General features: G+C 32.1%; 22 protein-coding genes, 2 tRNA genes, 1 rRNA gene and 2 pseudogenes. 15 read left to right on the top strand and 12 right to left on the bottom strand.

The window, feature by feature from the left end; translation table 11 throughout:
• Positions 1-69 precede the first annotated feature (69 nt).
• The 3 genes from AC2I98_RS14145 to AC2I98_RS14135 all read right to left on the bottom strand — a co-directional run bounded on the left by AC2I98_RS14145 (position 70) and on the right by AC2I98_RS14135 (position 1,964).
• Positions 70-143 (bottom strand) — tRNA-Ala (locus tag AC2I98_RS14145).
• A gap of 44 nt (positions 144-187) precedes the next feature.
• Positions 188-261: transfer RNA gene (locus tag AC2I98_RS14140), tRNA-Ile, on the bottom strand.
• A 184-nt stretch (positions 262-445) separates the two neighbouring features.
• Positions 446-1,964 (bottom strand): 16S ribosomal RNA (locus tag AC2I98_RS14135).
• A gap of 725 nt (positions 1,965-2,689) precedes the next feature.
• Between AC2I98_RS14135 and AC2I98_RS14130 the strand changes: the two genes are divergently transcribed.
• From AC2I98_RS14130 to AC2I98_RS14080, 11 genes are all read left to right on the top strand, one after another.
• Positions 2,690-2,821 carry a transposase gene (locus AC2I98_RS14130; RefSeq protein WP_221857142.1) on the top strand — a complete coding sequence of 44 codons (132 nt, stop codon included), beginning with the start codon at positions 2,690-2,692 and terminating at the stop codon, positions 2,819-2,821.
• 100 nt (positions 2,822-2,921) lie between these two features.
• The gene (locus AC2I98_RS14125) at positions 2,922-3,599 is read left to right on the top strand and encodes a tyrosine-type recombinase/integrase (RefSeq protein WP_291060599.1); all 678 of its coding nucleotides are present in this window, start codon (positions 2,922-2,924) and stop codon (positions 3,597-3,599) included.
• 88 nt (positions 3,600-3,687) lie between these two features.
• Positions 3,688-3,942, top strand: coding sequence for a type II toxin-antitoxin system Phd/YefM family antitoxin (locus AC2I98_RS14120; protein ID WP_486412284.1), 255 nt, complete (start codon positions 3,688-3,690; stop codon positions 3,940-3,942).
• On the top strand, positions 3,943-4,200 hold the full coding sequence (locus AC2I98_RS14115; protein WP_219035457.1) for a Txe/YoeB family addiction module toxin: 258 nt from the start codon (positions 3,943-3,945) through the stop codon (positions 4,198-4,200).
• A gap of 190 nt (positions 4,201-4,390) precedes the next feature.
• The gene (locus tag AC2I98_RS14110) at positions 4,391-4,720 is read left to right on the top strand and encodes an ArsR/SmtB family transcription factor (protein ID WP_280037919.1); all 330 of its coding nucleotides are present in this window, start codon (positions 4,391-4,393) and stop codon (positions 4,718-4,720) included.
• 59 nt (positions 4,721-4,779) lie between these two features.
• Positions 4,780-5,244 (top strand): DUF6428 family protein, encoded by a 465-nt coding sequence (locus AC2I98_RS14105; RefSeq protein WP_068599374.1) that lies wholly within the window; start codon positions 4,780-4,782, stop codon positions 5,242-5,244.
• Between the two features lie 168 nt (positions 5,245-5,412).
• Entirely contained in the window at positions 5,413-6,483 is a 1,071-nt protein-coding gene (locus AC2I98_RS14100) for an ArsO family NAD(P)H-dependent flavin-containing monooxygenase (protein WP_115001976.1), read from the top strand.
• Positions 6,484-6,487: 4 nt separating this feature from the next.
• Positions 6,488-7,099, top strand: coding sequence for an arsenate-mycothiol transferase ArsC (locus tag AC2I98_RS14095; protein ID WP_486412283.1), 612 nt, complete (start codon positions 6,488-6,490; stop codon positions 7,097-7,099).
• A 3-nt stretch (positions 7,100-7,102) separates the two neighbouring features.
• Positions 7,103-8,137: an ACR3 family arsenite efflux transporter gene (gene arsB / locus AC2I98_RS14090; protein WP_486412282.1), complete on the top strand. Its 1,035-nt coding sequence runs from the start codon at positions 7,103-7,105 to the stop codon at positions 8,135-8,137.
• Between the two features lie 114 nt (positions 8,138-8,251).
• Positions 8,252-9,145: a hypothetical protein gene (locus AC2I98_RS14085; protein WP_486412281.1), complete on the top strand. Its 894-nt coding sequence runs from the start codon at positions 8,252-8,254 to the stop codon at positions 9,143-9,145.
• Between the two features lie 194 nt (positions 9,146-9,339).
• Positions 9,340-9,624, top strand: a complete 285-nt coding sequence (locus AC2I98_RS14080; RefSeq protein ID WP_230475676.1) for a helix-turn-helix domain-containing protein — start codon at positions 9,340-9,342, stop codon at positions 9,622-9,624.
• A gap of 385 nt (positions 9,625-10,009) precedes the next feature.
• Here the strand turns inward: AC2I98_RS14080 and AC2I98_RS14075 are convergent, their stop codons facing one another.
• Positions 10,010-10,924 (bottom strand): IS481 family transposase, encoded by a 915-nt coding sequence (locus AC2I98_RS14075; protein WP_486414082.1) that lies wholly within the window; start codon positions 10,922-10,924, stop codon positions 10,010-10,012.
• 59 nt (positions 10,925-10,983) lie between these two features.
• Between AC2I98_RS14075 and AC2I98_RS14070 the strand changes: the two are divergent.
• A pseudogene (locus AC2I98_RS14070) lies at positions 10,984-11,577 on the top strand (transposase); the annotation flags it as partial.
• 27 nt (positions 11,578-11,604) lie between these two features.
• On the opposite strand, the gene AC2I98_RS14065 reads toward AC2I98_RS14070, so the two are convergent.
• The 7 genes from AC2I98_RS14065 to AC2I98_RS14035 form a co-directional block, all read right to left on the bottom strand.
• Positions 11,605-12,213, bottom strand: coding sequence for a hypothetical protein (locus AC2I98_RS14065; protein WP_486412280.1), 609 nt, complete (start codon positions 12,211-12,213; stop codon positions 11,605-11,607).
• Positions 12,214-12,381: 168 nt separating this feature from the next.
• A complete protein-coding gene (locus AC2I98_RS14060; protein ID WP_486412279.1) occupies positions 12,382-13,185 on the bottom strand; it encodes a hypothetical protein in 804 nt (267 codons plus the stop codon).
• A gap of 224 nt (positions 13,186-13,409) precedes the next feature.
• Entirely contained in the window at positions 13,410-13,883 is a 474-nt protein-coding gene (locus AC2I98_RS14055) for a macro domain-containing protein (RefSeq protein ID WP_225542877.1), read from the bottom strand.
• A complete protein-coding gene (locus AC2I98_RS14050) occupies positions 13,871-14,140 on the bottom strand; it encodes a hypothetical protein (RefSeq protein ID WP_225542878.1) in 270 nt (89 codons plus the stop codon). The genes AC2I98_RS14055 and AC2I98_RS14050 overlap by 13 nt, the downstream gene beginning before the upstream one ends.
• Before the next feature lie 210 nt (positions 14,141-14,350).
• Positions 14,351-15,424, bottom strand: a complete 1,074-nt coding sequence (locus AC2I98_RS14045; protein WP_486412278.1) for a hypothetical protein — start codon at positions 15,422-15,424, stop codon at positions 14,351-14,353.
• A gap of 198 nt (positions 15,425-15,622) precedes the next feature.
• On the bottom strand, positions 15,623-16,789 hold the full coding sequence (locus tag AC2I98_RS14040; RefSeq protein ID WP_008651082.1) for a tetracycline-inactivating monooxygenase Tet(X2): 1,167 nt from the start codon (positions 16,787-16,789) through the stop codon (positions 15,623-15,625).
• Between the two features lie 200 nt (positions 16,790-16,989).
• Positions 16,990-17,691 carry a DUF6994 family protein gene (locus AC2I98_RS14035; RefSeq protein ID WP_486412277.1) on the bottom strand — a complete coding sequence of 234 codons (702 nt, stop codon included), beginning with the start codon at positions 17,689-17,691 and terminating at the stop codon, positions 16,990-16,992.
• Positions 17,692-17,906: 215 nt separating this feature from the next.
• On the opposite strand from AC2I98_RS14035, the gene AC2I98_RS14030 reads away from it, so the two are divergent.
• Entirely contained in the window at positions 17,907-18,746 is an 840-nt protein-coding gene (locus AC2I98_RS14030) for a tyrosine-type recombinase/integrase (protein ID WP_448352935.1), read from the top strand.
• Positions 18,747-18,767: 21 nt separating this feature from the next.
• Here AC2I98_RS14030 and AC2I98_RS14025 read toward each other — a convergent pair whose 3' ends face one another.
• On the bottom strand, positions 18,768-19,115 hold the full coding sequence (locus tag AC2I98_RS14025; RefSeq protein WP_280050365.1) for a helix-turn-helix domain-containing protein: 348 nt from the start codon (positions 19,113-19,115) through the stop codon (positions 18,768-18,770).
• Positions 19,116-21,447: 2,332 nt separating this feature from the next.
• Between AC2I98_RS14025 and AC2I98_RS14020 the strand changes: the two genes are divergently transcribed.
• Positions 21,448-22,230 (top strand): RNA polymerase sigma factor, encoded by a 783-nt coding sequence (locus tag AC2I98_RS14020; protein WP_486412276.1) that lies wholly within the window; start codon positions 21,448-21,450, stop codon positions 22,228-22,230.
• Between the two features lie 2 nt (positions 22,231-22,232).
• Positions 22,233-23,331, top strand: a pseudogene (locus tag AC2I98_RS14015) (nuclease/transposase family protein).
• Positions 23,332-23,699 lie beyond the last annotated feature (368 nt).

Raw genomic sequence — 23,699 nt, 5'->3', positions numbered from 1 at the left:
ATCTTGTTTCTAATAATGTCAATGAACTCTTCTGCTTTAGACGAATTTCGAAATTCGTTTATCGCTTCGTGGAGAATATCGGAGTCGAACCGATGACCTCTTGCGTGCAAGGCAAGCGCTCTAGCCAGCTGAGCTAATCCCCCTCTTTGTCGTATTTCGAAATTCGTTAACCGAACTTCGTTTTTAGTAGTCTCAGGCAGACTCGAACTGCCGACCTCTACATTATCAGTGTAGCGCTCTAACCAGCTGAGCTATGAGACTCTTTAATACTCTTAAAGAGTGGTCTTTTTAGTTGTAAGATTTTAGTATTGAGATATGAGTATTTAGATTTATCTAAGTTCTCAATTCTAATATCTAACTTCTAATATATTTATAAATATTACAGAATAAAAAGCCGAATCAAAATCAATCTTCTTACAATAGAAGAAAATTCGTCGTTCTCTAAATATGAGATGTTCCAGCCGCACCTTCCGGTACGGCTACCTTGTTACGACTTAGCCCTAGTTACCAGTTTTACCCTAGGCAGCTCCTGTTACGGTCACCGACTTCAGGTACCCCCAGCTTCCATGGCTTGACGGGCGGTGTGTACAAGGCCCGGGAACGTATTCACCGCATCATGGCTGATATGCGATTACTAGCGATTCCAGCTTCATAGAGTCGAGTTGCAGACTCCAATCCGAACTGAGATAAGTTTTAGAGATTCGCATCTTGTTGCCAAGTAGCTGCCCTCTGTACTTACCATTGTAGCACGTGTGTAGCCCAAGACGTAAGGGCCGTGATGACTTGACGTCGTCCCCACCTTCCTCGCGGTTTGCACCGGCAGTCTCATTAGAGTCCCCGTCTTTAAACGCTGGCAACTAATGATAGGGGTTGCGCTCGTTGCAGGACTTAACCTAACACCTCACGGCACGAGCTGACGACAGCCATGCAGCACCTTGCATTCTGTCCGAAGAAATTACTGTTTCCAATAACGTCATTATGCATTTAAGCCTTGGTAAGGTTCCTCGCGTATCATCGAATTAAACCACATGCTCCACCGCTTGTGCGGGCCCCCGTCAATTCCTTTGAGTTTCATTCTTGCGAACGTACTCCCCAGGTGGGATACTTATAACTTTCGCTTAGCCACTGAATCCGAAAACCCAACAGCAAGTATCCATCGTTTACGGCGTGGACTACCAGGGTATCTAATCCTGTTCGCTCCCCACGCTTTCGTCCATCAGCGTCAGTTAATGTTTAGTCACCTGCCTTCGCAATTGGTGTTCTGCGTAATATCTAAGCATTTCACCGCTACACTACACATTCCAGCAACTTCAACATCACTCAAGACTAACAGTATCAATGGCAGTTTCATAGTTAAGCTATGAGATTTCACCACTGACTGATTAATCCGCCTACGGACCCTTTAAACCCAATAAATCCGGATAACGCTTGCACCCTCCGTATTACCGCGGCTGCTGGCACGGAGTTAGCCGGTGCTTATTCTTCTGGTACCTTCAGCTACTCACACGTGAGTAGGTTTATCCCCAGATAAAAGTAGTTTACAACCCATAAGGCCGTCATCCTACACGCGGGATGGCTGGATCAGGCTTCCACCCATTGTCCAATATTCCTCACTGCTGCCTCCCGTAGGAGTCTGGTCCGTGTCTCAGTACCAGTGTGGGGGTTCACCCTCTCAGGCCCCCTAAAGATCATCGTCTTGGTGAGCCGTTACCTCACCAACTAACTAATCTTACGCATGCCTATCCTACTGCGATAAATCTTTCAAAAAATTATGATGCCATAATCTCTATTATAAAGTATTAATCCTCCTTTCGAAGGGCTATCCTTTTCAGTAGGGCAAGTTGCATACGCGTTACGCACCCGTGCGCCGGTCTCTAGTTCCCGAAAGAACTATACCCCTCGGCTTGCATGTGTTAAGCCTCCCGCTAGCGTTCATCCTGAGCCAGGATCAAACTCTCCATTGTAATTTTTCTTTTGGTATTGCTACCTATGTTTTTACAACTTCGAATTTCCTATAGCTCCATTATTAAAGGATTGACTTCGTTTTATTCGGCTATTTTTTCTTCTGTATATTTTATAATTTCAAATGAACTTCTCATTTAGCAAATCCTCTCGGTATTTGCGGCTGCAAAGGTAAAACTTATTTTTTTAACTAACAAAATTTATTTTGATAAATTTTTAAAGTTTTTATTTCAACAAGTCAAATTTACTCTCACTTTCAAACCCCTTTCGGAATCGGATTGCAAAGGTAAAACTTATTTCTAAACTCGCAAATTTATTTTTAAATAATTTTTAGCGATATATAAGTCCTTATGTCAACTACAATACTACTCGTCTTTCGTATTGAGGTTGCAAATATACAACCCATTTTTCCGAACTTCCAAACATACTTTACATTTATTTTACATTCTTCTCTTAAGTTACTGGTACAATGGAAAATATTTTTTGATTTTTTTAGATATGAGATGTGAGATATTAGATTTTTAACGAGAAAAGCACGCTTTTTGAGTTACTATTTTGGGTTTACGAGAGGAAGGTTGCGCGAACAGTAAGCCATTTTTACGCTCATTACGCTAAATTGACTCTCGCCTTTTCAGCAAGTTTTCTATATGAAATTTCAAAGCTATCATGTTTTTAATTGTAGAAATTTGTTTTATTTCATAATCTAATTGTCTCTTTCAAGATTTGAATGGACAGTTATCTAAATAATATTAATAACAACAGAGCATTGATTCGCTATTGCAATAACTGTTTGGATATTCGTTTATTTTTAGGTCATGATTTAAACGAAAAACTACCTTGGCATTCCACAATTTGTTAAACTTGCGTCCTTTTTGGTAAAGAAGCTTTCTTACAGTTATTTCAATTTGTTCATAAATTACTAATGTTAGTTTTAATACAAATGTTCAATTTTAGCGATAATGTTTAAAGATGCCATTCGTGAAGAAGTAATCAGTTTAAATACTTACCCATTTGCAAGTGTACGAATCAAAAAAGACAAGAGTACAAGACTGTTTTTAAACAAAGAACAAATAGAGCAGCTAAAAAACCACAAGAGTTCATTTGGTCAAACAGATACCTACTTCAGAGATATGTTTATTTTTAGTTGTTATGCCGGAGGATTACGTTTTAGTTATGTCGTTACCTTACAATGGAAAAACTACGATGAAAACGAACAACGTATCAGATTAAACATTCGTAAAACAAAACGTTCACATCAATTCAAAGTAGGTCAATCTGCTTTAGAGATATTAAACAAATACAAAAAAGAAACTTCCGAACCAGATGATTTTGTATTTCCAATCATTTCAGAAGCTAATTTCTTCGAACAATCCAACGAATACCAACTAAAAGTAATTGGTAGCAAAAATGTATTATGTGGTCAGAAATTGCGTAGAATCGGTAAAGAATTAGAATTTCCGTTCTCGTTATCATTTCATTTAAACCGACATACATTTGCAACACAAGCCTTAGCTAACGGTATGCGTATTGAGTATGTTTCTAAACTTTTAGATCACTCCGATATCGGAACAACTCAAATCTACGCTAAAATTGTAAACGAAGAATTGGATAAAGCTGTAGAGCAATTTATTGAATAATAGATAATTATTTTAGAATAATGTATAAAAATAGATTTTCCAAATCAAAATATTGTACATATATTTGTACACAATAAAATACAAGATTATGATTATAGCAAGTGTTTCAGATTTCAGAAAAAATATTAAATCTTATTTAGATAGTGTTTCAAAAAATTTTGAAACCTTAATCATCAACAGAGGGAAAGATTCTGGTATTGTTGTAATGTCTTTAGAAGAATACAATTCATTAATGGCTACAAATCATGAATTATCTTCTCGTATCAATGAGTCAAGATTAGATGCTGCCATTGAAAAATTAAAAAACAGCCAATCTTTTGAAAGAGAATTAATCGAGGAATAGATGAAATATATTTTCGTAGATGAGTCTTGGGAAGATTATTTATTTTGGCAAAAAACCGATAATAAAAAAGTAAAACGCATCAATGATTTATTGAAAGATATTTCACGTACTCCTTTTACTGGTATTGGGAAACCAGAGCCATTAAAACATAAATATTCAGGGTTTTGGTCACGTAGAATAGACGAAGAACATCGTTTAATTTACAAGTACGAAGATAATCAGATATTAATTGCAAAGTGCCGTTTCCATTACGATTAAATAATCCATTTTTAAGATATAAATAAGATAGAATTCTGTTAGGTTGTAAAACGTAACAGATTTTTTTTTATGCCAAAATCGTAAACGAGGAATTAGATAAAGCAGTAGAACAGTATATTGAATAATTAGTATTAAATAATTTTAGTATTTATAAAACATATCGTAATATTGCAATGATAATAAATTAATGATGGGAACAACTAAATCAGAAATATTCACAGATGAGCAAAATAAACTAGCTACTTTATTCAAAGTATTAGGACATCCTGCTCGTGTGGCTATTATTCAGCATATTATCAAGCAAAATGCCTGTATCTGTACAGATTTAGTAGATGAGTTAGGATTAGCACAAGCCACAATTTCTCAACATTTAAAAGAATTGAAAAGTATAGGAATTATCCAAGGTTCCATCGAAGGGAAATCAGTTTGTTATTGTATTGATGAAAAGGTTTGGGCTGCAATTCAAAAGGAGTTTTCTAACTTTTTCAATCAAAATGTCAAAATAGAGAAATGCTGTTAAAGCATTTTTTTAAAATAAATCATCGTAATATTGCGATTAATGAATTATAATTAAAGTATATGAAACTTTCAGAAATCAAAGAAATTTTACCAACATTAGAGAATGTTGAATTTCAATTAGAAGATGGTACTTTCGTACCAGAGCATTTCCATGTAACAGAAGTGGGAGAAATCACAAAGAAGTTTATTGATTGTGGTGGAGTTATTAGAAATGAAAAAGTAGTAAACTTTCAACTGTGGAATGCAGATGATTACGAACATCGTTTAAAACCAGGAAAATTATTAAATATCATTCGCTTATCCGAAAACAAATTAGGGATTGAAGATGCAGAAATTGAAGTTGAATATCAATCGACTACAATTGGTAAATATGATTTAGAGTTTAATGGAAAACATTTCATTTTAAAAAATAAAAAAACAGCTTGTTTAGCCGAAGATGCTTGTGGTATTCCTTCAGAAAAACCAAAAGTGAAATTGTCAGAAATCCAATCATCTTCTTGTACACCAAATTCGGGGTGTTGCTAAATATTGTAACCATAAATATTATAACAATTACCAATGATAATTTTTTAGGAGTTGTAAAAATCGATAAACAAGGATTATCAAACAGTAAACGGTATTAATATAGATAAGAATTTATAGAAACGTAAAAGTATTAATTTGTGAATGCATAAATCAGATAAAAACAATTCAATGGATGAAATATTTGATGTTATAGTTATTGGAGGCGGGCAAAGTGCATTAGCTTGTGGATATTATCTAAGACGTGCAAAACTGAAGTATATTATTTTGGATAAGCAAAATACTTCAGGCGGGGCTTGGCTCCATACTTGGGATAGTTTAACCCTATTTTCTCCAGCAGATTATAGCTCGTTACCTGGATTGATAATGCCAAATTCTGAAAATAAATTCCCTACAAAACAAGAGGTTATACATTATTTAGGACAATACGAGCAATATTATCAACTTAATGTGAAAAGAAATAGTGAAGTTGTTGAAATTAAAAAAAATGGAGATTTTTTTCAAGTTCACACGCAAGAAAGTTTTTTTAAAACCAAAACAGTTATTTCTGCTACAGGAACGTGGGGAAATCCTTTCATTCCGAATTTAAAGGGAATAGAAAATTACAAAGGTGTTCAAATACATTCAAGTAAATATAAAAACCCCGAAGATTTTAATGGTTTAAAAACATTGGTTGTTGGAGAAGGTAATTCTGGTGCTCAAATTGTTGCTGAAGTATCAAAAAATACGACAGTAAAATGGTCAACAAAAAAAACACCTGAATTTCTACCCGATGAAGTGGACGGCTATTATCTGTTTAAAATTGCCAACGCAAGATATAAAGCAGAATTAGAAGGAAAAACATTTGATGCATCAAATTACAATTTAGCCAGTATTGTTATGGTTCCACCTGTAAAAGAAGCTCGTGAAAGAGGAGTGTTAATTTCTAGTGGTACATTCCGTGAGTTTTACGACAAAGGAGTAATTTGGGATAACGGCGAACAAGAAGATTTTGATGCAATTATTTGGTGTACAGGCTTCGGTTACGATACTACATTCCTAAAATCACTAATACAACTAGATGAAAAAGGTATTGCAAAAACCAATGAAACTAAGTCTTTAGATATTGAAGGTTTATGGTTTGTAGGCTATGGTAATTGGACAGGTTATGCATCTGCATCTTTAATTGGGGTAAACAGAACCGCAAAACAAACAATTTTAGAAATTCAAGATTTTTTATCTAAACACTTAAAAATTAATTAAAAATATGTACTCAACAATATTAAAAACTGTAGAGCAATTTCATTTTGAAAATATCAGTAATGATCGCAAAAACATTTTACAACCTTTAATAGATTACATTCAAGGAAAGGTAAATAGTAAAAAACCGGTAAACCTTAATTTTATTTGTACACACAATTCTCGAAGAAGTCATTTATCACAGGTTTGGGCGCAAACTTCAGCATCATTCTATAACATAGATAATGTACACTGTTATTCAGGAGGTACACAAGAAACAGCTTTGTTTCCTAAAATAGTAGAAACATTAGAAAATCAAGGCTTTCAAATCCTAAAAGTTGCAGATAGTAAAAATCCTATTTATGCCATAAAATTTGATGAAAATTGTTTACCAATTATAGGATTTTCTAAGAAGTATGATGATGCATACAATCCAATTTCAAACTTTGCTGCAATTCTTACTTGCTCCCAAGCAGATGATGGTTGTCCTTTCATTGCAGGTGCAGAAAAGCGAATCCCAATAACTTACGAAGATCCTAAAATATCGGATGGTACAGCCGAACAAACCGAAGTTTACAAACAACGCAGTTTTCAAATTGCAACTGAAATGATGTACATATTTTCACAAATCACTAAATAAACGATGCAACCCAAATTAAAATTCCTTGATAGATACCTAACCTTATGGATTTTTATCGCAATGCTTCTAGGTGTTACAATTGGCTATATCTTTCCAAATATGTCTGTTTTACTAGAGCGGATGAGCGTGGGTACAACCAATATACCTTTAGCTTTAGGATTGATAATAATGATGTTTCCGCCATTAGCCAAAGTAGATTATTCTCTGTTACCACAGGTATTTAAAAATAAAAAAGTAATCGGAATATCCTTAATCCTAAATTGGGTAATCGGAACGGTTTTAATGTTTGGCTTAGCCGTACTATTTCTTCACGACGAACCGGATTATATGTCGGGATTAATCTTAATTGGTTTAGCACGATGTATCGCAATGGTGATAGTTTGGAGCGATTTAGCGAAAGCTAATAGAGAATACACAGCAATGTTAGTCGCACTAAATAGTATTTTCCAAGTCTTAAGTTATAGCTTTTTAGTTTGGTTATTCATCAATGTATTACCTGCAAAATTAGACTTAGCTAATTTTAATGTTTCGGTTTCAATGATAGAAGTTACACAAAGTGTAATGATCTATTTAGGTATTCCATTTTTAATAGGTTTTATCACGAGATTCACTTTAATTAAAAAGAATGGTATAGAATGGTATAATCGTGTATTCGTACCCAAAATTTCTCCCATAACACTTTATGCTTTGTTATTTACCATTGTGGTAATGTTTAGCCTAAAAGGTGATAAAATAATTGAATTACCAATGGATGTAGTTAAAATTGCTATACCGTTAATAATCTATTTTGCACTGATGTTCTTCATCAGTTTTTTTATCAATAAAGCAATGAAGGTTCCTTATGATAAAAATGCATCTATTTCATTTACAGCGACAGGAAATAATTTCGAATTAGCTATTGCAGTTTCCATTGCAATATTCGGTATTCACTCACCACAAGCTTTTGTAGGAGTAATTGGTCCGTTGGTCGAAGTTCCTGTATTAATACTTTTAGTAAAAGCTAGTTTGTGGTTGAAAAGCATATATTATAAAGAATAGAGCAATACATCGAATAAGGAAGTTTTAAATATCTTTAACGACACATTTTATCTTTGTAATGTATTAATTTATATCAAATTACACTATAAAAGGTTAATTGCTAAAACTTAATTTATGATGAAGTATTTGATAAAAGAAACTGTACAATTCAAAGAGTTTACACAAGTTGCTTTACACAATGTAAAGTCGAAAGAATTTGATATTATAGAGGTGCAACCTCTTACAAATGACGGGTATTGTCAAGCATTAATTGACAAAGTATTTGAGATTTCTCATTCTGAAATTGCTGATTTTATCAAACATCAACTTTTGTATGTAAAGGATAAAACGCATTGGATCAATAAGTTTGAAAAGTTAGTTTCAGTAAACGAATTTCTGTTTAAAAAAGGAAGAAATAAAACTCGTTTAATGAAAATTTATACTTCAACAGAAATAATTCGATTAGGTTTATATAAACCAATAGAGATAAAAGACGAGGACAAACCAGCACCAAGATTTATAAATGCCGAATCAGAAGAACGCTATTTTTCATTCACTAAAACGAGTAAAGAAGTTGATTTAATCGATGATTATTGTGATAAAATTCTATTTCTAACCAACGAAAAATACGAGTATGAACAAGCGAATATTCATTTTATTAATCCAAAATTAAAAGACTACGCTGAACAATGCGAAAAGAAAATCAGTCAATTACAAAATACAAGATTAATTAAAGAAGAATTAAAAGACAATCAACTTGAGAAAATGATTTATAATAAACTTAGGTTTTATGGAAACGTAAATCAACTGGTTGATATATTTTATCAAATGTCTAGAGAACTTTTTGTAGATGGAAAACCATTTTTAGATGGAAATCTCAATGATATCGCAAAAGTAATTGTGTCCAATTTTGTTGATAAAGATGGAAACGAATTAAGCCTAAAAACCGTTCGAACAATTTTAACTCCATCACGAGAAGATAAACGACCAAATGTAAATAAGCGAATAGATATAGATAAATTGCTTTAAAGCATTCAATCCTAACTTACTCAGTTAGGATTTTTTTTGCTCAAAAAGGTCTTATTCAAAAAATAGCAAGTCTTTAACCAATCATAGATAAACAGTTAGTTTCAAAATTATTTTGGTCTTATAAGACCAACTTAAGACCTGGCGACTTTTTTTTCTATACTTCATTTGTTCCATAATCTTAAATAATTCAGAAAATGGAAGCAATCATTTTAACAAAGGAACAATACGATGCGATCGTATTCCAATTAGAGGAAATCACTAAAAAATTAAACAAAGCATTAGCAGCTAAACAAGAAACATTTATGGATAACCAAGAGTTTCTAATGCTAATGAAAATTTCAAAACGTACAGCTCAAACGTGGAGAGATGAAGGAAAGGTTTCATTCTGTCAAGTAGGCAACAAAATCTACTACAAAATGTCTGATGTCGAAAAGTTATTGAACGAACACTACAACAAATCATTCACTAATAAACGCTAAAAATTAAGAGCAATAACCTGGCATAAAAATTCGCAGACGAATGTCAATCCGTTAAGTGAAACGTAAAAATGTTTACCGACTGAAAGGAGTGATTTAAACATTTTAGTGAAGCGAAATGAAGATTGACCGTCCAGAATTGAAGCCTTCATTTTTTGATTACTTTTTTATCAAGAAAAAAGTAATTAATAAAATGAACATAATAATAGCAAACATCTCAAATGTTTTTGTATCAAGCCAAATCCAAAGGATTCATGAATACATTATTCATAAAACAATAAACCAATGAATAAAAAAGAACATACAATAACAAAAGTCTAATAACTAACATCTCAAATCTCAATACTATGAGTGTCGTACTTCATCACTTCATAGACATTAAATATAATTATTTTAGTTTTGATTTTAGTATTTCATAAGGAGTTTTACCTTTAAATGAACCATGTGGTCTATTGAAATTATAAAGTTTTTCCCATTGTTCTAATTTTTGATTTAGATCGACATCATCAGTATAGCTTAAAAGTTGATAAAACTCTTTTTTATCAGTTAAATGAGATTGTTCAACTTTTCCATTTAACTGAGGCGTTCCTACTTTTATAAATCGGTGTCTCATTCCTAAATCTTGAACATGCCAATGAAACTTTGATTGAAATTCATGTCCGTTATCTGTTTGAATTGTATTAATTCTGAAAGGAAATTTATCTACAACATAATTTATGAAATCAATTGAACTTAATTGATTGTGCTTTTCATAGATTTTAAGCGCTCTAATTCGTGTAGCATCATCAATTGCTGTATATTGAAATCGCTTGATTTTATGGCCATTTGCATCTTGAAAAATTAGAAATTTAACATCAACCTGTACATGATGACCTGGTGTTTCTTTTTCATATCGAATACTATGCATAGCTCTTCTAGTTGCCTTTCTGTCTAATCTAGCAACATTATTGCGTTTTAGAATACGATAAACACTTGATTCTGATATTAAAATATCATGATAACGTTCTAAATACCATTTAATTCGCCAAGTCCCTAATTTATGTTCTTTTCGAAGTTCTAATACTTTATTTACAACTTCTTGCTTAATTTGATTTGGAAAAGTACGAGGTGTTGTTTTCTTTCTAAGTAAACCTTCTTCTCCATGTTCTTCATATGCCTTTTTCCATTTATAAAATGTACTCTTTTTCACGCCAAAAAAATTATATGCTATAGAGTTATTTCCATATTCTTTGGCATATTTTAGAACTTGTAGTTTTTTACTATAAGTTAAATAAGCTGCTATTTCTTTTGTCTTTTTAATCATCATAAAGCTATATTAGTTTTTTACTAATTTAGTCTACGAGGATGTGACGTACCTACAACGAATGTATTCAAGAAGGAGGAAATAAAGCTTTTCTGCCTTTCAAACGAACTTTAACAGATAGCAAAGGCTACGAAAAGAAAAGCTATAGAAGTTCGGAAAAAGATTGTGGACAATGTCCTTTACGAGAAAGTTGTTGTGGAAAAGTAACCAAGTTTAAAAAGTTGGAAGATAGCATTCACAAGCCTTTGTACGATAAAATGCATGAAAAACTCACCCAAAATAAAGCGTATCACCGCAGGTTAGTTAAACGTCGAAGTTCTACAGTAGAACCAGTTTTAGGAACGTTGATTAACTTCTTTAACTTAAAACGAATCAACAGCAGAGGAATGTCTAAAGCCAATAAACATGTACTAATGTCAAGTTTATCTTACAACTTGAAGAAATATCTACGCTTTACAGTCAAAAAATCAAGTGTTTTAGCCCAAGTTATTTCTTTAAAACAAGGGAAGAACTACGCTTCTACAAAATCACTCCTTCACTCCTTAAAAAGAGAGTTTTTAAGCAAACCTAATTTTACATTAATATATTTTTCTAAAAATAAACCTCGCTTAAAAAGGCTTAAACGAGGTCATATATTCTGTTTTTTACTGTAAATTGGAGTTGTGCAACAGTTACCGATGTTATCTGCTGGCTTTATTCAATCCATTTTTTGTCCAAATTATAACAATTCCATTTTTGGCATTTTGTCCATAGATTTCAGAAGATTGAGGTTCCTTTTTAATTGAAATGTCAGCAATATTTTGAGGTTTAAGATTTGATAATTTCTTTTTAATTTCAGTGTGAAATATTTTCTGATTATCAATAAATAAAACGGGATCTTTTGCGTCTAAATAAATATGTTGTGAAGAACTTATATAATTATCGTTAAATAATTTATTTAATTCTCTAAGTTTTTCTTTGATATATTTCTTGTGCTGAATAATTGCATATTTAATAACAATAATATCTTTATCGCCGATTCCTATTTGACCTTTATTTTTAATGAATGTAAAATCGGTTATTGTTTGACTGTTAATTGATTTTAATTTATCATTTAGTTTTATACTATCATTTTGACTGTATGAAATTCCATTTATTACAAAAACTGCATTATCATTAAGGTTAAAATTATTAATAATAGTACTTCGGTCAAATAGTTGTCGAATACTTACTTCAGCAACAGTTTCAACCTGAGCGAAAATTGTCTGAGGTAAGAATAATCCAAATATGATATAAAAAATGTATTTCATTTTGAGCGCAATGTTTGGAAAGCTTGCAGATAACGTTTTGCAGCTACCCGAAGGGCGGGACTTTTACCACAAAACTTGATTTGAAAAACTAAAGTTTGATTAACAACCAAGCTGTCTTTAGAACACAAAACCCCGCCTTTTGGGTAGGTGCTGTTATGTGTAGCTGTTTTATTCCGCAAGTTCATTTTTTAGTCTTTCAAAGTCTTTAATGTATTTGTCAATTTTCACTTGGTCTTTGGTTGAGAGCAAAAATGATTTCTTTCGTCCTGTCACCATTGTGTCCCAAACTAATTTATTGTCAGCACCAACAATGTTACAAGAGTTTATTGCTTGAAACATTTTGCATTTTGTATTTGGAAGTCTAGTTGCTAACCAAGCATATTCTCTTGTTTCAAACTGATTTGATATTTCAAGTATTTCGAGGTTTTTAAGTTGACCTATTGGTTGTAACGTATCGTCTGCAATTTTAAGATTTGTCAAACCGAGATACTTCAGGTTTTTCAGCCCAGCTAAAGGCTTAATTGTTTTAATTTTCAATGGCTTGTCGTGTCCGCCACCAAGTGTCAAGTCGCTTATTTGAGTTGCTAATGAAAGCTGGTCGATTTCTTCTAGTTTTGAAAAGTCAGTTATTTCAAGTGTCTTTAAGCCTATGTTTTTACTGATGTCCCAAAGTGATGTTGATTTGGTATTCCAATTCAAAATAATCGTTTCGGTCTTGTTGAGTGTTTCAAGAATTGTCAAGTCTTTCGCTAATACTTGATATAAGTTTAGATACTTTAAATTAACTAATGGAAGTATTTTTCTTAATTCCCTGTCGTTAGCTCCAATAAGCCATAAGTTTTCAATTGACAATTCTTTTAGCCTGTCAAGGTTCTTAGCAGAAACAGCCATATGTAAAGACTTTTCGTTCTTGTCAAAGTCATTCAAGTCTGTTATAAATGCTTTTGGTTTCTGTGGTAAATTGTCTGTCATTGTCGTCTTTTACAGTTACACATAACGTTTCGTGTATTGCCGAAGGCGGGAAAATCGAAGCGATAAGTTTCGATTTTGCACCGAGGCGAGCCAAAACGAATTTATATGAGTTAAATTTAAAAATAAAAAACGAATAAAATTCGTTTTTGGCGGAATAGTAGGGCAGATGTTGAGTTATTCACTTTAGCCCCGCTTTTGGCAATACCGTGTTAGCGGCTGCCCTTTTATTTTAAGTCATAAACATACGTTTCAATATCCTTTTCAATTAGTGATTGGTTTATCAAGGGTTCAATTTGTTCCCAAGTTCCACCAGCAAGACCACAACCAATTCTCGGCATATGAACACTTGCGTTTTTATCAATTGAAAAGCAAGAAACTTTTTCAAGTCCTTTTAAAATGGCTTCATAACGAATTGGAACATTACCATTTTCATCTTTATTAATTTTATGTTGTCCGATTAAATTAGCAATCCAAATGTCTTTTTCAACTTGTACAAACTGAACATTTCCAAGATTGAAATTTACATTTGATTTAAACCATTCTCTATATTGTTGTTCAGGTTCTTTCCATTTTTTAGAAATTGCTAATACAAATCCTTTTCCCCAACCACCAATGTCATTACAAACGTGAACAATTATTTTGTTTCCATTTATATGCGGACTTGTTGCATCACCAATTAAATAATTCAATTTTGCCATTTAGATTCAAATTCAGTTTCAGTTATTGAATAATTTTCAAACTCATCAAGATAAAGAAATTGGTCAGTCAAAAATCCATATTCATCTTCTCTATGCTTATTGTCATATCTTAATTCTTTATCATTTTCATAAACCTCAATTTGGCGCAATACTTCTCCGTTTTGAAGTGTTTCAAAATAATAGTTGCAAGTTCCCCAAACTTCATCTTGTTCAATTCTAATTTCGTTAAAATATCTTTTGTAGTAAAGTTTTTTCATAGGGTTGCCGCTAACGTTTTGGGGCTTTGCGTCAGTGGCGGAAATTGAAGCGAAAAGTTTCAATTTAGCGACACGGTAAGCAAAAGCCAATTAATTGAATAAATTTAAGAAAAAAGTCAATATAATTGGATTTTGCGGAATTGAATGCCAAAACTTCATATTTTAACCTTAACCCGCCATTGCGCCAAACCCTTGTTAGCGGAAGTATTTTTATGTTGTTCTATTCATTTCATTATTTCCTTGAATTCCATCTATTGCTTCAAATACTTCGTTTTGATTTTGTTCATTAGTCCAACCTAAAGAAGATAGTTCGGTTCTAACTTGAGCCTCGTCTTTGCCTTTAACAAAATGATAAAAAGCAAAGTCAATTACTTCAGTTGGAATTCTTTTAACAACATAAGAAATTAAAAAACGAGTTAAGTTTAAATAACCAAAAACAAACGTTAATCCAAGTTGTAAAAGCCAACTAATTATTAATCCAACAGAACCAAGATTTAAACTTTTTATTGTTAAACCTTGTTGAAGTCGAAGTTTTAGAAAATCAAAAAATCCAATTCTTTCAAAATTGTTTTCAGCTAAAATTAGATTATATTGAAACAGTTGATTTCCAATAAAAACTATAAAAATAGAAGATATTAAAATATTTCTCAATTTATTGAAATCTGTAAAATTCCCAAACTTGATTCCAAGTTTTAATGAATATGCTAAAGCTAAACCAACAATAAATTCAAATAGGAATATTATATATTTTCCTGTCAAAGATATTTTTGCAATTAAAAATGCTAAAATTACTGCGCTAATAAATGCAAATAGGATAGCGAAAACAATATTTGATTTACGAATAGGGTTGGGCATAGGTAATTTAGTTGGGATTTGATAATCATTCCAATTTTCTTTTGATTCTTGTTGTTCTTCGAGTTCTTTTAATTCTTCTCGATTGTAATTTTTTTCAATATCTTGAAAAACGTGAATAAAAAGATGAACTCTTTTTGAATTTCGACCATTATCCCAAAATTCATTACCTAAAGATTCGCTTTTTACAGTTACATTGCCATAATTAAAGGAAACGATAATCGATTCTGTATATTGACTCATTCCTAAACTTTTAGCTTTTCGTTTAGCTTCAATGGAGTGTTCATCAACGTAAACTATGTCCCAATCTAATTTTTCAAAAGTTTGGTTTGTAATAGCAAAAAATGCTTTCTCAGAAAGTTGAGTGTGAAATTCCGTTTTATATTTTGGTGTAAAAGCAAATTTGTGAGTTTTTTTTAATTTGCTTTTCAATACTTTTTAATTCTGGTGTCATTCTAGAGTTCTGGTTTGGAAATATTTGCGCTAACGTTTGGCAAATTGGCGATGGAGCCGACTTTTAGCACAAATGTTGAATAGAATTACTAATCTTCAACATTGCACAAAAGTTCAATAGAAGTACTTCACCGGCTCTATTGCCAATTTGTTTGTTATGTGCCGTTTTATTCCATTTTATACATTTAACAATTGCTGAAACGTAAAGTCGGGTTTAAACATTTCAATTTCGTTTTGAGTTGATTCTTCTTGTGCTTCTTTGCCATAGATAAACATTTGCTGTTCATAATTTTTAACAGCCTCTTCAATGCTATTAAATTTTCCATCGGCTAGATTATCAGACAATATCAAGGCATCCACCAACCCACTATTTACTCCCTGCCCTGCAAAAGGCGGCATCAAATGTGCGGCATCCCCAATCATTGTTATGGGTAATGGGCGCTTGCTTTTCCAAGGCTTTTCTAAAGGAAATATCCGTGTAGCCAATCCTACAAATGACAACGTCGTATGAATCAATTCTTTGTAGCGTTCGTCCCAATCGGAAAATTCTTTCAGAAGAAAATCAACGACACTATTTCTGTTTTGAAAATCTACCTGCGTTTGGTTTTTCCATTCATCAGGTGTTTTAAAACTTATTCCAAAATGCAATGCACCATTATTATTGGGGTTAGCAAATAATAAATTACCTTGGTGAGATGCCATTAGCCGGTTTCCATTGCATAGCTGAAAAAATCCAGGACAGTTTATCTCTGGTTGATGAATATCGGCTTGTATATTGAAAGTACCTGTTTCTTCAACTTCCGTGTCGGTAACAAATTTTCTTACCTTGGACATCCCGCCATTGGCAAGAATAACCAAATCTGCTGTTTCACTCGGTTTATTCTCAAAAGTTAGTGTCCACTTCTTCTTACCAGGTTCAAGCATAACAAGTTTTCTATCCCAAATAACCGTGTCGTTTTCTAAACTATTCAACAAGATAGCCCTTAAGTCATTTCTGTTTATTTCAGGATTGTCAAATCGATTTTCGGGCTTTACATTTTTTGTGGATAAAATATTGCCTTTTTCATCAGCAATATTTACACCCATTGGTAAGGCTAAGTCATAATAAGTTTGTAACAATCCCGCTTTTTTCATTGCTTCCTGACCTGAACCTTTGTGTAGGTCAAGGGTTCCACCAAAAATTCTTGCCTCTCGGTCGTTGTCTCTTTCGTAAACTGAAACGTCTATGCCGTTTTGCTGTAATAATTTTGCCATAGTCAGTCCAACGGGTCCACCACCAATTATTGCAACGTTCTTATCACTAAGTAAATTCATTTGTTTGTCTGTATCTATTCGCATTGTCATTCAAAAATGGCACATAACGGGCCGCGGCTTGACGAAGTGCGGGCTTGAATTGAGCGAATGTTCAATTCAGACCGAAACGTAGCCAAAGCTGTGAGCCTTTTGGTAAATTTAATAAAAAAACAAAAGCAAACAGCTTTTGGCGGATAAAATAGGAGAGAAGTTCAATTTTGCACTTAACCCCGCATTTTGCCAAGCCGATGTTACCTGCTGTGCATATTTTTTATTCGTTTGTTTCTTTTAATGATTTTGTCGATTGTTTCGTCCTTATAAGACTTATATTCTTCAATATTTTGTGGCAAAGGAGAACGTTCAAAATTGTCAAATGGAAGACAAAATTTTACTTCGTAATTTTCAGTTACAAAATCTTGAAGTAAAAAGAAGTTTATGTAATTTTCAAAGTTTACGAAAAGTTTGAAAAAATCTTCATATCGACTAATTGCATTATAAAGTGGACTTTGTTCATTCAAGTAAAATAATCTAATACATTCAAGTGTTAAGTCAAATCTATCGCTTATTTTTCGGTTTACACCTCTAGCTTGATTAATTGTGAAGCCATTTTTCTTATGTGCAGGAAAAACAATATGTCCTCCAATTGTTCTTGCAATGTGTTTAAAATCTTCTCTTTCTTTTTCAGTTAACCAATCGTCAAATCGACCTTTGTATTTACCAACAAAATGAGGACACATTCTATCGCTAGAAAGATTATCAATTAAATTATTTTTTAAAACAATTCTGCCGAATTTACCACCGATTTTTAATGTTTCAAATAAGATTGATTGTTTAGAAGGAAGCTTTTTACTCCATAAGAATTTATGAATTTCATAAAGTTTTGGACTATCAGAATCTGGATCGCCACAAAGGCTATCTTTTCTAAAATCAAAATTTATGTCGATTTCAATCATTTAACGTTTCAGTATTATACGCAATTTTTGGATGCATTGCAGGTAACATTGTTTTTTCACGAAACTGATCTAGCTTTTGTTTCGTAAAAGATCATCTATATCCGCATTTCGTAAAATTAAAAACAAATATAATTATTTTTTTGTAAATTAGACACTTACTAAAACAAAATTCATGTATCACGAAGTAATTTGATGTAAAATGTAATAATGAATGTATGGATAGCGAAACAATTCTAAAAACGTTGCAAAATCGATTAAAATTACAACGATATGCAAACAATACCATAAAATCGTATTGTGGTTACGCTCAAGTTTTCTTAGAGCAGATGGAAAAATACAATAGATTAGATGAAATTCCTATTTCAGAAATCGAATTGTTTATCAATACAAAAGTAACTCAAGAAAATATCAGTGTTTCCTATCAACGTTCTTTGGTTGGGGCAATTAAAAAAGTATTTGAATTAATTGAAAATCAGAAAATCGAATTAAATTATCTTTATCCAAAACGAAAAGTTAATAAATTACCAACTTTCTTTTCTCAAGAAGAAGTACGAAATTTATTAAATGCAACAGAAAATTTAAAACATAAAGCTATTCTTACAATAATCTATAGCTGTGGATTGCGACTAAGCGAATTGATAAATTTAAAAATTGCAGATATAAAATCGGAAAGTAATTTACTTCTTATTCGTCAAAGTAAAGGTAACAAAGATCGTATAGTTGCTTTGCCAAATAAACTTTTGCTATTATTGAGAGAATACTATAAGGTTTATCAACCTAAAGACTTTTTGTTTGAAGGCGCAAAAGGCGATCAATACAGTGAAAGAAGTGTCCAATTAATTTTAAAAAACGCCATGAGTAAAGCTGGCGTTTTATCAAAAGGCAGCGTACATACATTAAGACATTCCTATGCTACTCATCTTATAAAAAGTGGAATTGATGTTCGTGTAGTTCAAGAATTATTAGGTCATAACGACATTAGAACTACCATGATTTATACGCACATTACAGATATTGATAAAAAATCGACACCAAGTCCTTTAGATTTTTTGTGATAATTTGTAAAATCTAACATATTATTTTATCTCAACAACCTTCACCACTTCACTTTTCAATACTTTAGTGCCTGCCTCATTATAAGTCTGTTCTACCGTAACTTTAATTCTGTCGTATTGTGGAATTGGAAAGTTTAATAACTCACCAATATTTTTGTACCCGAATGCTTTTGCTAAAAGAGTGATGTGACGGGTTGAGTATTTGTGTCTCTGTGTAGCAGATTCTACATTCCCAACAAAAGATTTAGCAACCCCCATTTTTAAACTGAGTTCATCTTTAGTAAATCCATGTTCCTTCCTAAGATTTTTCACGTGATTTATCAAGTCAAAGTCAAATTGAGTAGTTTCAAAATCAAATAATTTCTTCATTTAATAAAAGTTGTTTATCCAACTTGTTGGATATTAAAATAATATTATTATATTTGTATAAGCGAATTGATAATTAGACTTTTAATAGTCATAATTAAACGATGAATCTCGAGTCAAAACGACCAATTTTACTATCGAGAGTATCGTGAAATCGCTCCATGTCTCAAAAGTTTTGTACTTTCGTATACGGCATGGGCGGTTTTCACATATGCTTTAGATAGTGACTTATTAAATCGAAAGTTTTATAAGTAGGGTTTGGTCGCCCTTGACTCTAAAGTGTGAAGCCGCCTTGCTTTTTTTTGCTAGTATATCTTCATACACGAGAAACATCGTTCCATAAAACCCAACACAAAATGAGAACGAAACAAATTCCATTCATCCGTAAAAAACCACCAGACAAAGTCTGTTCGTTTTAACCATTCTTTTAAAGAACAATTCTCCGTTTTATAACATTTAACGGAACGTAAAGAAAAGGTTCCCCTTTCTTTACTCGCTCTCTATCTGAGCCTCGGTAATGAGACTTTGACAGTTAGGTTATACTCTTTTTTTCGCACATTAAAAGTAAATCCTTTATTGCCATTTTCCAAATTTATTGGGGCTACTACCTGATTTAAGTTGTAAGTAATGAGTTATAAGTAATGAGTTAAATGTATGATGTACAGATTAGATGTTAGATATGAGAATTGAGATTTTAGAGTTGTACTATGTAAAAAGTAGAATGTATTATGTATTTGAAAAAGGATTAAAAAAATGTCATATGATTTGGAGGCGAGTGTCAAAAAGTTGAAGAAAATGGTTAAAATGTTTTACTATTTGCGTAGCAAATGATTTAAAACATTCAATGGCTGAAACTTATTTTGAGCGTCGAAAATCAAAGACAAGAGTTTTTTGATTACTTTTTTGCTCTCTTCCCCGAAGAGCATATGAATACCTATAATTAAAATAGATATGCTATGAATAAAAAAGTGATAGAAAGTATTTTACATTCGTTTTTTCCTTGATAAAAAAAAGAACAAAAAAAATCAAGACCGCGATTTTCGACGTTCAATTCCCATTTCACGCACTAAAAAGATTAAATGTTTCGCATACGCTCACTAATCTTTTTTACGCTTGTTTCAATGGATTGAAGCTCGTCTGCAAATCGTATGTCGACTCTAAAATCCGTTGTTAAAAGTGATAACGAATTTGAATATTAAAAAAGGATTAAGAAACTGGCATTAAAACTCTCACGTTAAGAAAATGTTTGAGTGCAACGTTAAAAAGATTTTAGCCCATAGTTTTTTTTAAATCTTTAGTGGAGTGAAAACATTTTTAGTAGAGAGGTTTACGGACAAGAGTTTTTTGATTACTTTTTTGCTCATAAAAAAGTGATAGAAAGTATTTTACATTCGTTTTTTCCTTGATAAAAAAACGAACAAAAAAAATCAAGACCGCGATTTTCGACGTTCAATTCCCATTTCACGCACTAAAAAGATTAAATGTTTCGCATACGCTCACTAATCTTTTTTACGCTTGTTTCAATGGATTGAAGCTCGTCTGCAAATCGTATGTCGACTCTAAAATCCGTTGTTAAAAGTGATAACGAATTTGAATATTAAAAAAGGATTAAGAAACTGGCATTAAAACTCTCACGTTAAGAAAATGTTTGAGTACAACGTTAAAAAGATTTTAGCCCATAGTTTTTTTTAAATCTTTAGTGGAGTGAAAACATTTTGAGTAGAGAGGTTTACGGCCAAGAGTTTTTTGATTACTTTTTTGCTCTCTTCCCCGAAGGGCATGTGAATACCTATAATTAAAATAGATATGCTATGAATAAAAAAGTGATAGAAAGATTTCTCAATACCCCGAAATGACATATTGGATACGGTTCTGCACTTCGAATGCCTCAGTGCCCGTTTTAAAAAAGGATTTGAGTTTTGAAAAAAGAGTTAAAAATCCGACGATTTAGAATCGAAATGCAATTCAACTCTAAATTATTGGAATAAAAAAGTTGAGGTGTTTGAACGAAGTGAGTTATCAACTTTATGGAAATAATTTATTTAGTTGAATCATTGAGAGACTACTGTCGGCATCTTTTTTTGTTTCGTTTTTTGGATGAGCTTCCCCGAAGGGCATATGAATACCGACAATAAAAATAGATAAGTAATGAATAAAAAAATGAAAGTAAAGAACAAATTTGAAATAAAAAACAAAAAACCCTTTCCCAAAAACAAAGTTGGCGCGATGTACAGGAAAAAGAGTGACTTTTAAAACTAATGTTGAATTTAAAAACTATGTAAAAACGTAGAACGTCATACGTATCACGTAAAACATAAATAAAACCACCTTTATTATGCTAGAAAAAGAATTTGAATTATTAAAAAAAGGTAATTCTACTGCCTTCGAACGTATTTATGTCAGGTACAATAAACGAATCTTTTGGTTTGGTAAACAAATAATTGAGGATGATTTTGTAATAGAATGCTTGGTACAAGATGCATTTCTAAAATTATGGGAATATCGCGAAAAGATGGAATCTCCTGATCATATCTTTTTCTTTTTGAGATATGTTATGAAATACAGTTGCTATTCGCATTTTGCTAAACCGAAGAATAAGTTTTTTAGAACTGTAAGTTCACTAGAAAGTTATGAGAATTATCAAAGTTATTTGGCTGGATATGATTCCGCAGATAACATTCAAAACCTAAACGAACAAGAAACACAACAGCACTATTTTGATCAAATTATAAAAGTATTACCCTTATTAAGTGCTGAAAGAAAGCATTTGATTGAACTCTGTTTAAAACATGGATTTCAATACAAAGCGATTGCTAAAGCAATGGGAAGAGGAATCAAAGAAACCAGTAATGAAATTAAACATGCTATTGATGATCTTAAGAAGATTTTAAGTCACCAAGATAAATTAATTATTAAAACCAAAACAGTCTCTACAGCAGAGAAGGAAAATCAAATATCTGAAACACAATCGTTGATTTTAAAACTTCGATGTGAGCATAAACAATCTTTTTCAACAATAGCTTCAGCATTACAATTGTCTCAAAAAGAGGTACACAATGAATTTATAGTCGCTTATAAATTCACTCAACAAAACAAAGTTCAATCCCTAAACTATTGATCATGGAAAAATCTACTTTAATACTCACTCGAAAAATACAAATACTTATCGATTTACCAACTCAAGAAGAACGCAAAGAGGCATTAGACAAGCTTTATAGATGGCAAAACAGATGTTTTAAAGCCGCTAATTTGATTGTTTCTCATTTGTATTTACAAGAAATGATGAAAGATTTTTTGTACCTCTCTGAAGGTGTTAAATATAAATTAATGGACGAGAAGAAAGATGCAGAGGGTATATTAAAAAATTCGCAAATGAGTACCACTTATCGTGTGCTATCAGACCGTTTTAAAGGTGAAATTCCAACCAATATATTATCTTGTTTAAATAATAGACTCCACAGTTCATACAACAAAGATTCTCAAAGATATTGGAAAGGAGAAGCTTCGTTAAAAAACTTCAAACGAGATATGGCATTTCCTTTTGGAGCAGAAAGTATACGTAGCTTCTCTTACAATCCTGAGAAAAAATGTTTTTGTTTTCGGTTGTTTCAACTTCCATTCAAAACCTATTTTGGGAAAAGATTTTACAAGTAATAAAAGGTTATTGGAACAAGTGGTAAGCGGAGAAATTAAACTTTGTACATCACAAATAAAGTTAGAAAAAAGTAAAATATTTTGGTTAGCTGTTGTTGAGATCGAAAAAGAAAATCATCAATTACAACCCGAAATTATTGCAGAAGCTTCCCTCTCTTTAGAATATCCGTTGGTTGTAAAAATAGGAAAATCTCGGCTTACTATAGGAACCAAAGAAGAGTTTCTATACCGAAGGTTAGCGATACAAGCGTCCCGTAAACGAATACAAATTGGGGCAACTTATGCAAAATCGGGCAAAGGAAAAACGAGGAAACTAAAAGCGCTAGATAAAATGAGTCAAGTAGAAAAAAATTATGTGCATCATCGACTACATGTTTACAGCAGAAAGTTAATTGATTTTTGTGTAAATAATAAAGCAGGAACACTTATTTTAATGGATCAAGAAGAAAAGATAGAGCTGGCCAAAGAAGAAGATTTTGTACTGAGAAATTGGAGTTATTATAAACTGATGACCAAAATAAAATATAAGGCAGATAAAGCAGGAATTGAGCTTATAACAGCTTAAAAATATAATTTTTGAGGGTGATTGTACACCCGTAAGGTGAGGTTGATAATAAACACTCACTAAATATAAACAACATATATAACGCAAGGGCCAATTTTTTTTCATCTACAGATACTTGCTAGATACTCCCAACATAAAGGCAGGATAAAGGCAACATAGTGGCAGTAGAATGTATGTAAAAGATTTTTGTAGTTCAGGGGTTGTAATAATTGACAAGTTGTTTTTTATACAAAAAAATGTTTAGTGGAAAACAAAAGGATATCATTTTTAAAGTTTCAATGAATTTAAACTCGTCATTTGAGCAATGATAATCTTTAAATTTCATTTAAAAAAGTAGATTTTAGTGTTGTACTATGTAATATTTATAA

This window comes from Empedobacter sp. EJD.6dd (assembly GCF_057369435.1).
The sequence above is the reverse complement of the archived record's forward strand: the minus strand, read 5'-3'. Positions and strand labels throughout refer to the sequence as shown.

Bases quoted from the DNA above. Each gene is read 5' to 3' on its own strand.
- AC2I98_RS14130 (WP_221857142.1), top strand. From the start codon at position 2,690: ATGGACAGTTATCTAAATAATATTAATAACAACAGAGCATTGATTCGC.
- AC2I98_RS14125 (WP_291060599.1), top strand. From the start codon at position 2,922: ATGTTTAAAGATGCCATTCGTGAAGAAGTAATCAGTTTAAATACTTAC.
- AC2I98_RS14120 (WP_486412284.1), top strand. From the start codon at position 3,688: ATGATTATAGCAAGTGTTTCAGATTTCAGAAAAAATATTAAATCTTAT.
- AC2I98_RS14115 (WP_219035457.1), top strand. From the start codon at position 3,943: ATGAAATATATTTTCGTAGATGAGTCTTGGGAAGATTATTTATTTTGG.
- AC2I98_RS14110 (WP_280037919.1), top strand. From the start codon at position 4,391: ATGGGAACAACTAAATCAGAAATATTCACAGATGAGCAAAATAAACTA.
- AC2I98_RS14105 (WP_068599374.1), top strand. From the start codon at position 4,780: ATGAAACTTTCAGAAATCAAAGAAATTTTACCAACATTAGAGAATGTT.
- AC2I98_RS14100 (WP_115001976.1), top strand. From the start codon at position 5,413: ATGGATGAAATATTTGATGTTATAGTTATTGGAGGCGGGCAAAGTGCA.
- AC2I98_RS14095 (WP_486412283.1), top strand. From the start codon at position 6,488: ATGTACTCAACAATATTAAAAACTGTAGAGCAATTTCATTTTGAAAAT.
- arsB (WP_486412282.1), top strand. From the start codon at position 7,103: ATGCAACCCAAATTAAAATTCCTTGATAGATACCTAACCTTATGGATT.
- AC2I98_RS14085 (WP_486412281.1), top strand. From the start codon at position 8,252: ATGATGAAGTATTTGATAAAAGAAACTGTACAATTCAAAGAGTTTACA.
- AC2I98_RS14080 (WP_230475676.1), top strand. From the start codon at position 9,340: ATGGAAGCAATCATTTTAACAAAGGAACAATACGATGCGATCGTATTC.
- AC2I98_RS14075 (WP_486414082.1), bottom strand. From the start codon at position 10,924: ATGATTAAAAAGACAAAAGAAATAGCAGCTTATTTAACTTATAGTAAA.
- AC2I98_RS14065 (WP_486412280.1), bottom strand. From the start codon at position 12,213: ATGAAATACATTTTTTATATCATATTTGGATTATTCTTACCTCAGACA.
- AC2I98_RS14060 (WP_486412279.1), bottom strand. From the start codon at position 13,185: ATGACAGACAATTTACCACAGAAACCAAAAGCATTTATAACAGACTTG.
- AC2I98_RS14055 (WP_225542877.1), bottom strand. From the start codon at position 13,883: ATGGCAAAATTGAATTATTTAATTGGTGATGCAACAAGTCCGCATATA.
- AC2I98_RS14050 (WP_225542878.1), bottom strand. From the start codon at position 14,140: ATGAAAAAACTTTACTACAAAAGATATTTTAACGAAATTAGAATTGAA.
- AC2I98_RS14040 (WP_008651082.1), bottom strand. From the start codon at position 16,789: ATGACAATGCGAATAGATACAGACAAACAAATGAATTTACTTAGTGAT.
- AC2I98_RS14035 (WP_486412277.1), bottom strand. From the start codon at position 17,691: ATGATTGAAATCGACATAAATTTTGATTTTAGAAAAGATAGCCTTTGT.
- AC2I98_RS14030 (WP_448352935.1), top strand. From the start codon at position 17,907: ATGGATAGCGAAACAATTCTAAAAACGTTGCAAAATCGATTAAAATTA.
- AC2I98_RS14025 (WP_280050365.1), bottom strand. From the start codon at position 19,115: ATGAAGAAATTATTTGATTTTGAAACTACTCAATTTGACTTTGACTTG.
- AC2I98_RS14020 (WP_486412276.1), top strand. From the start codon at position 21,448: ATGCTAGAAAAAGAATTTGAATTATTAAAAAAAGGTAATTCTACTGCC.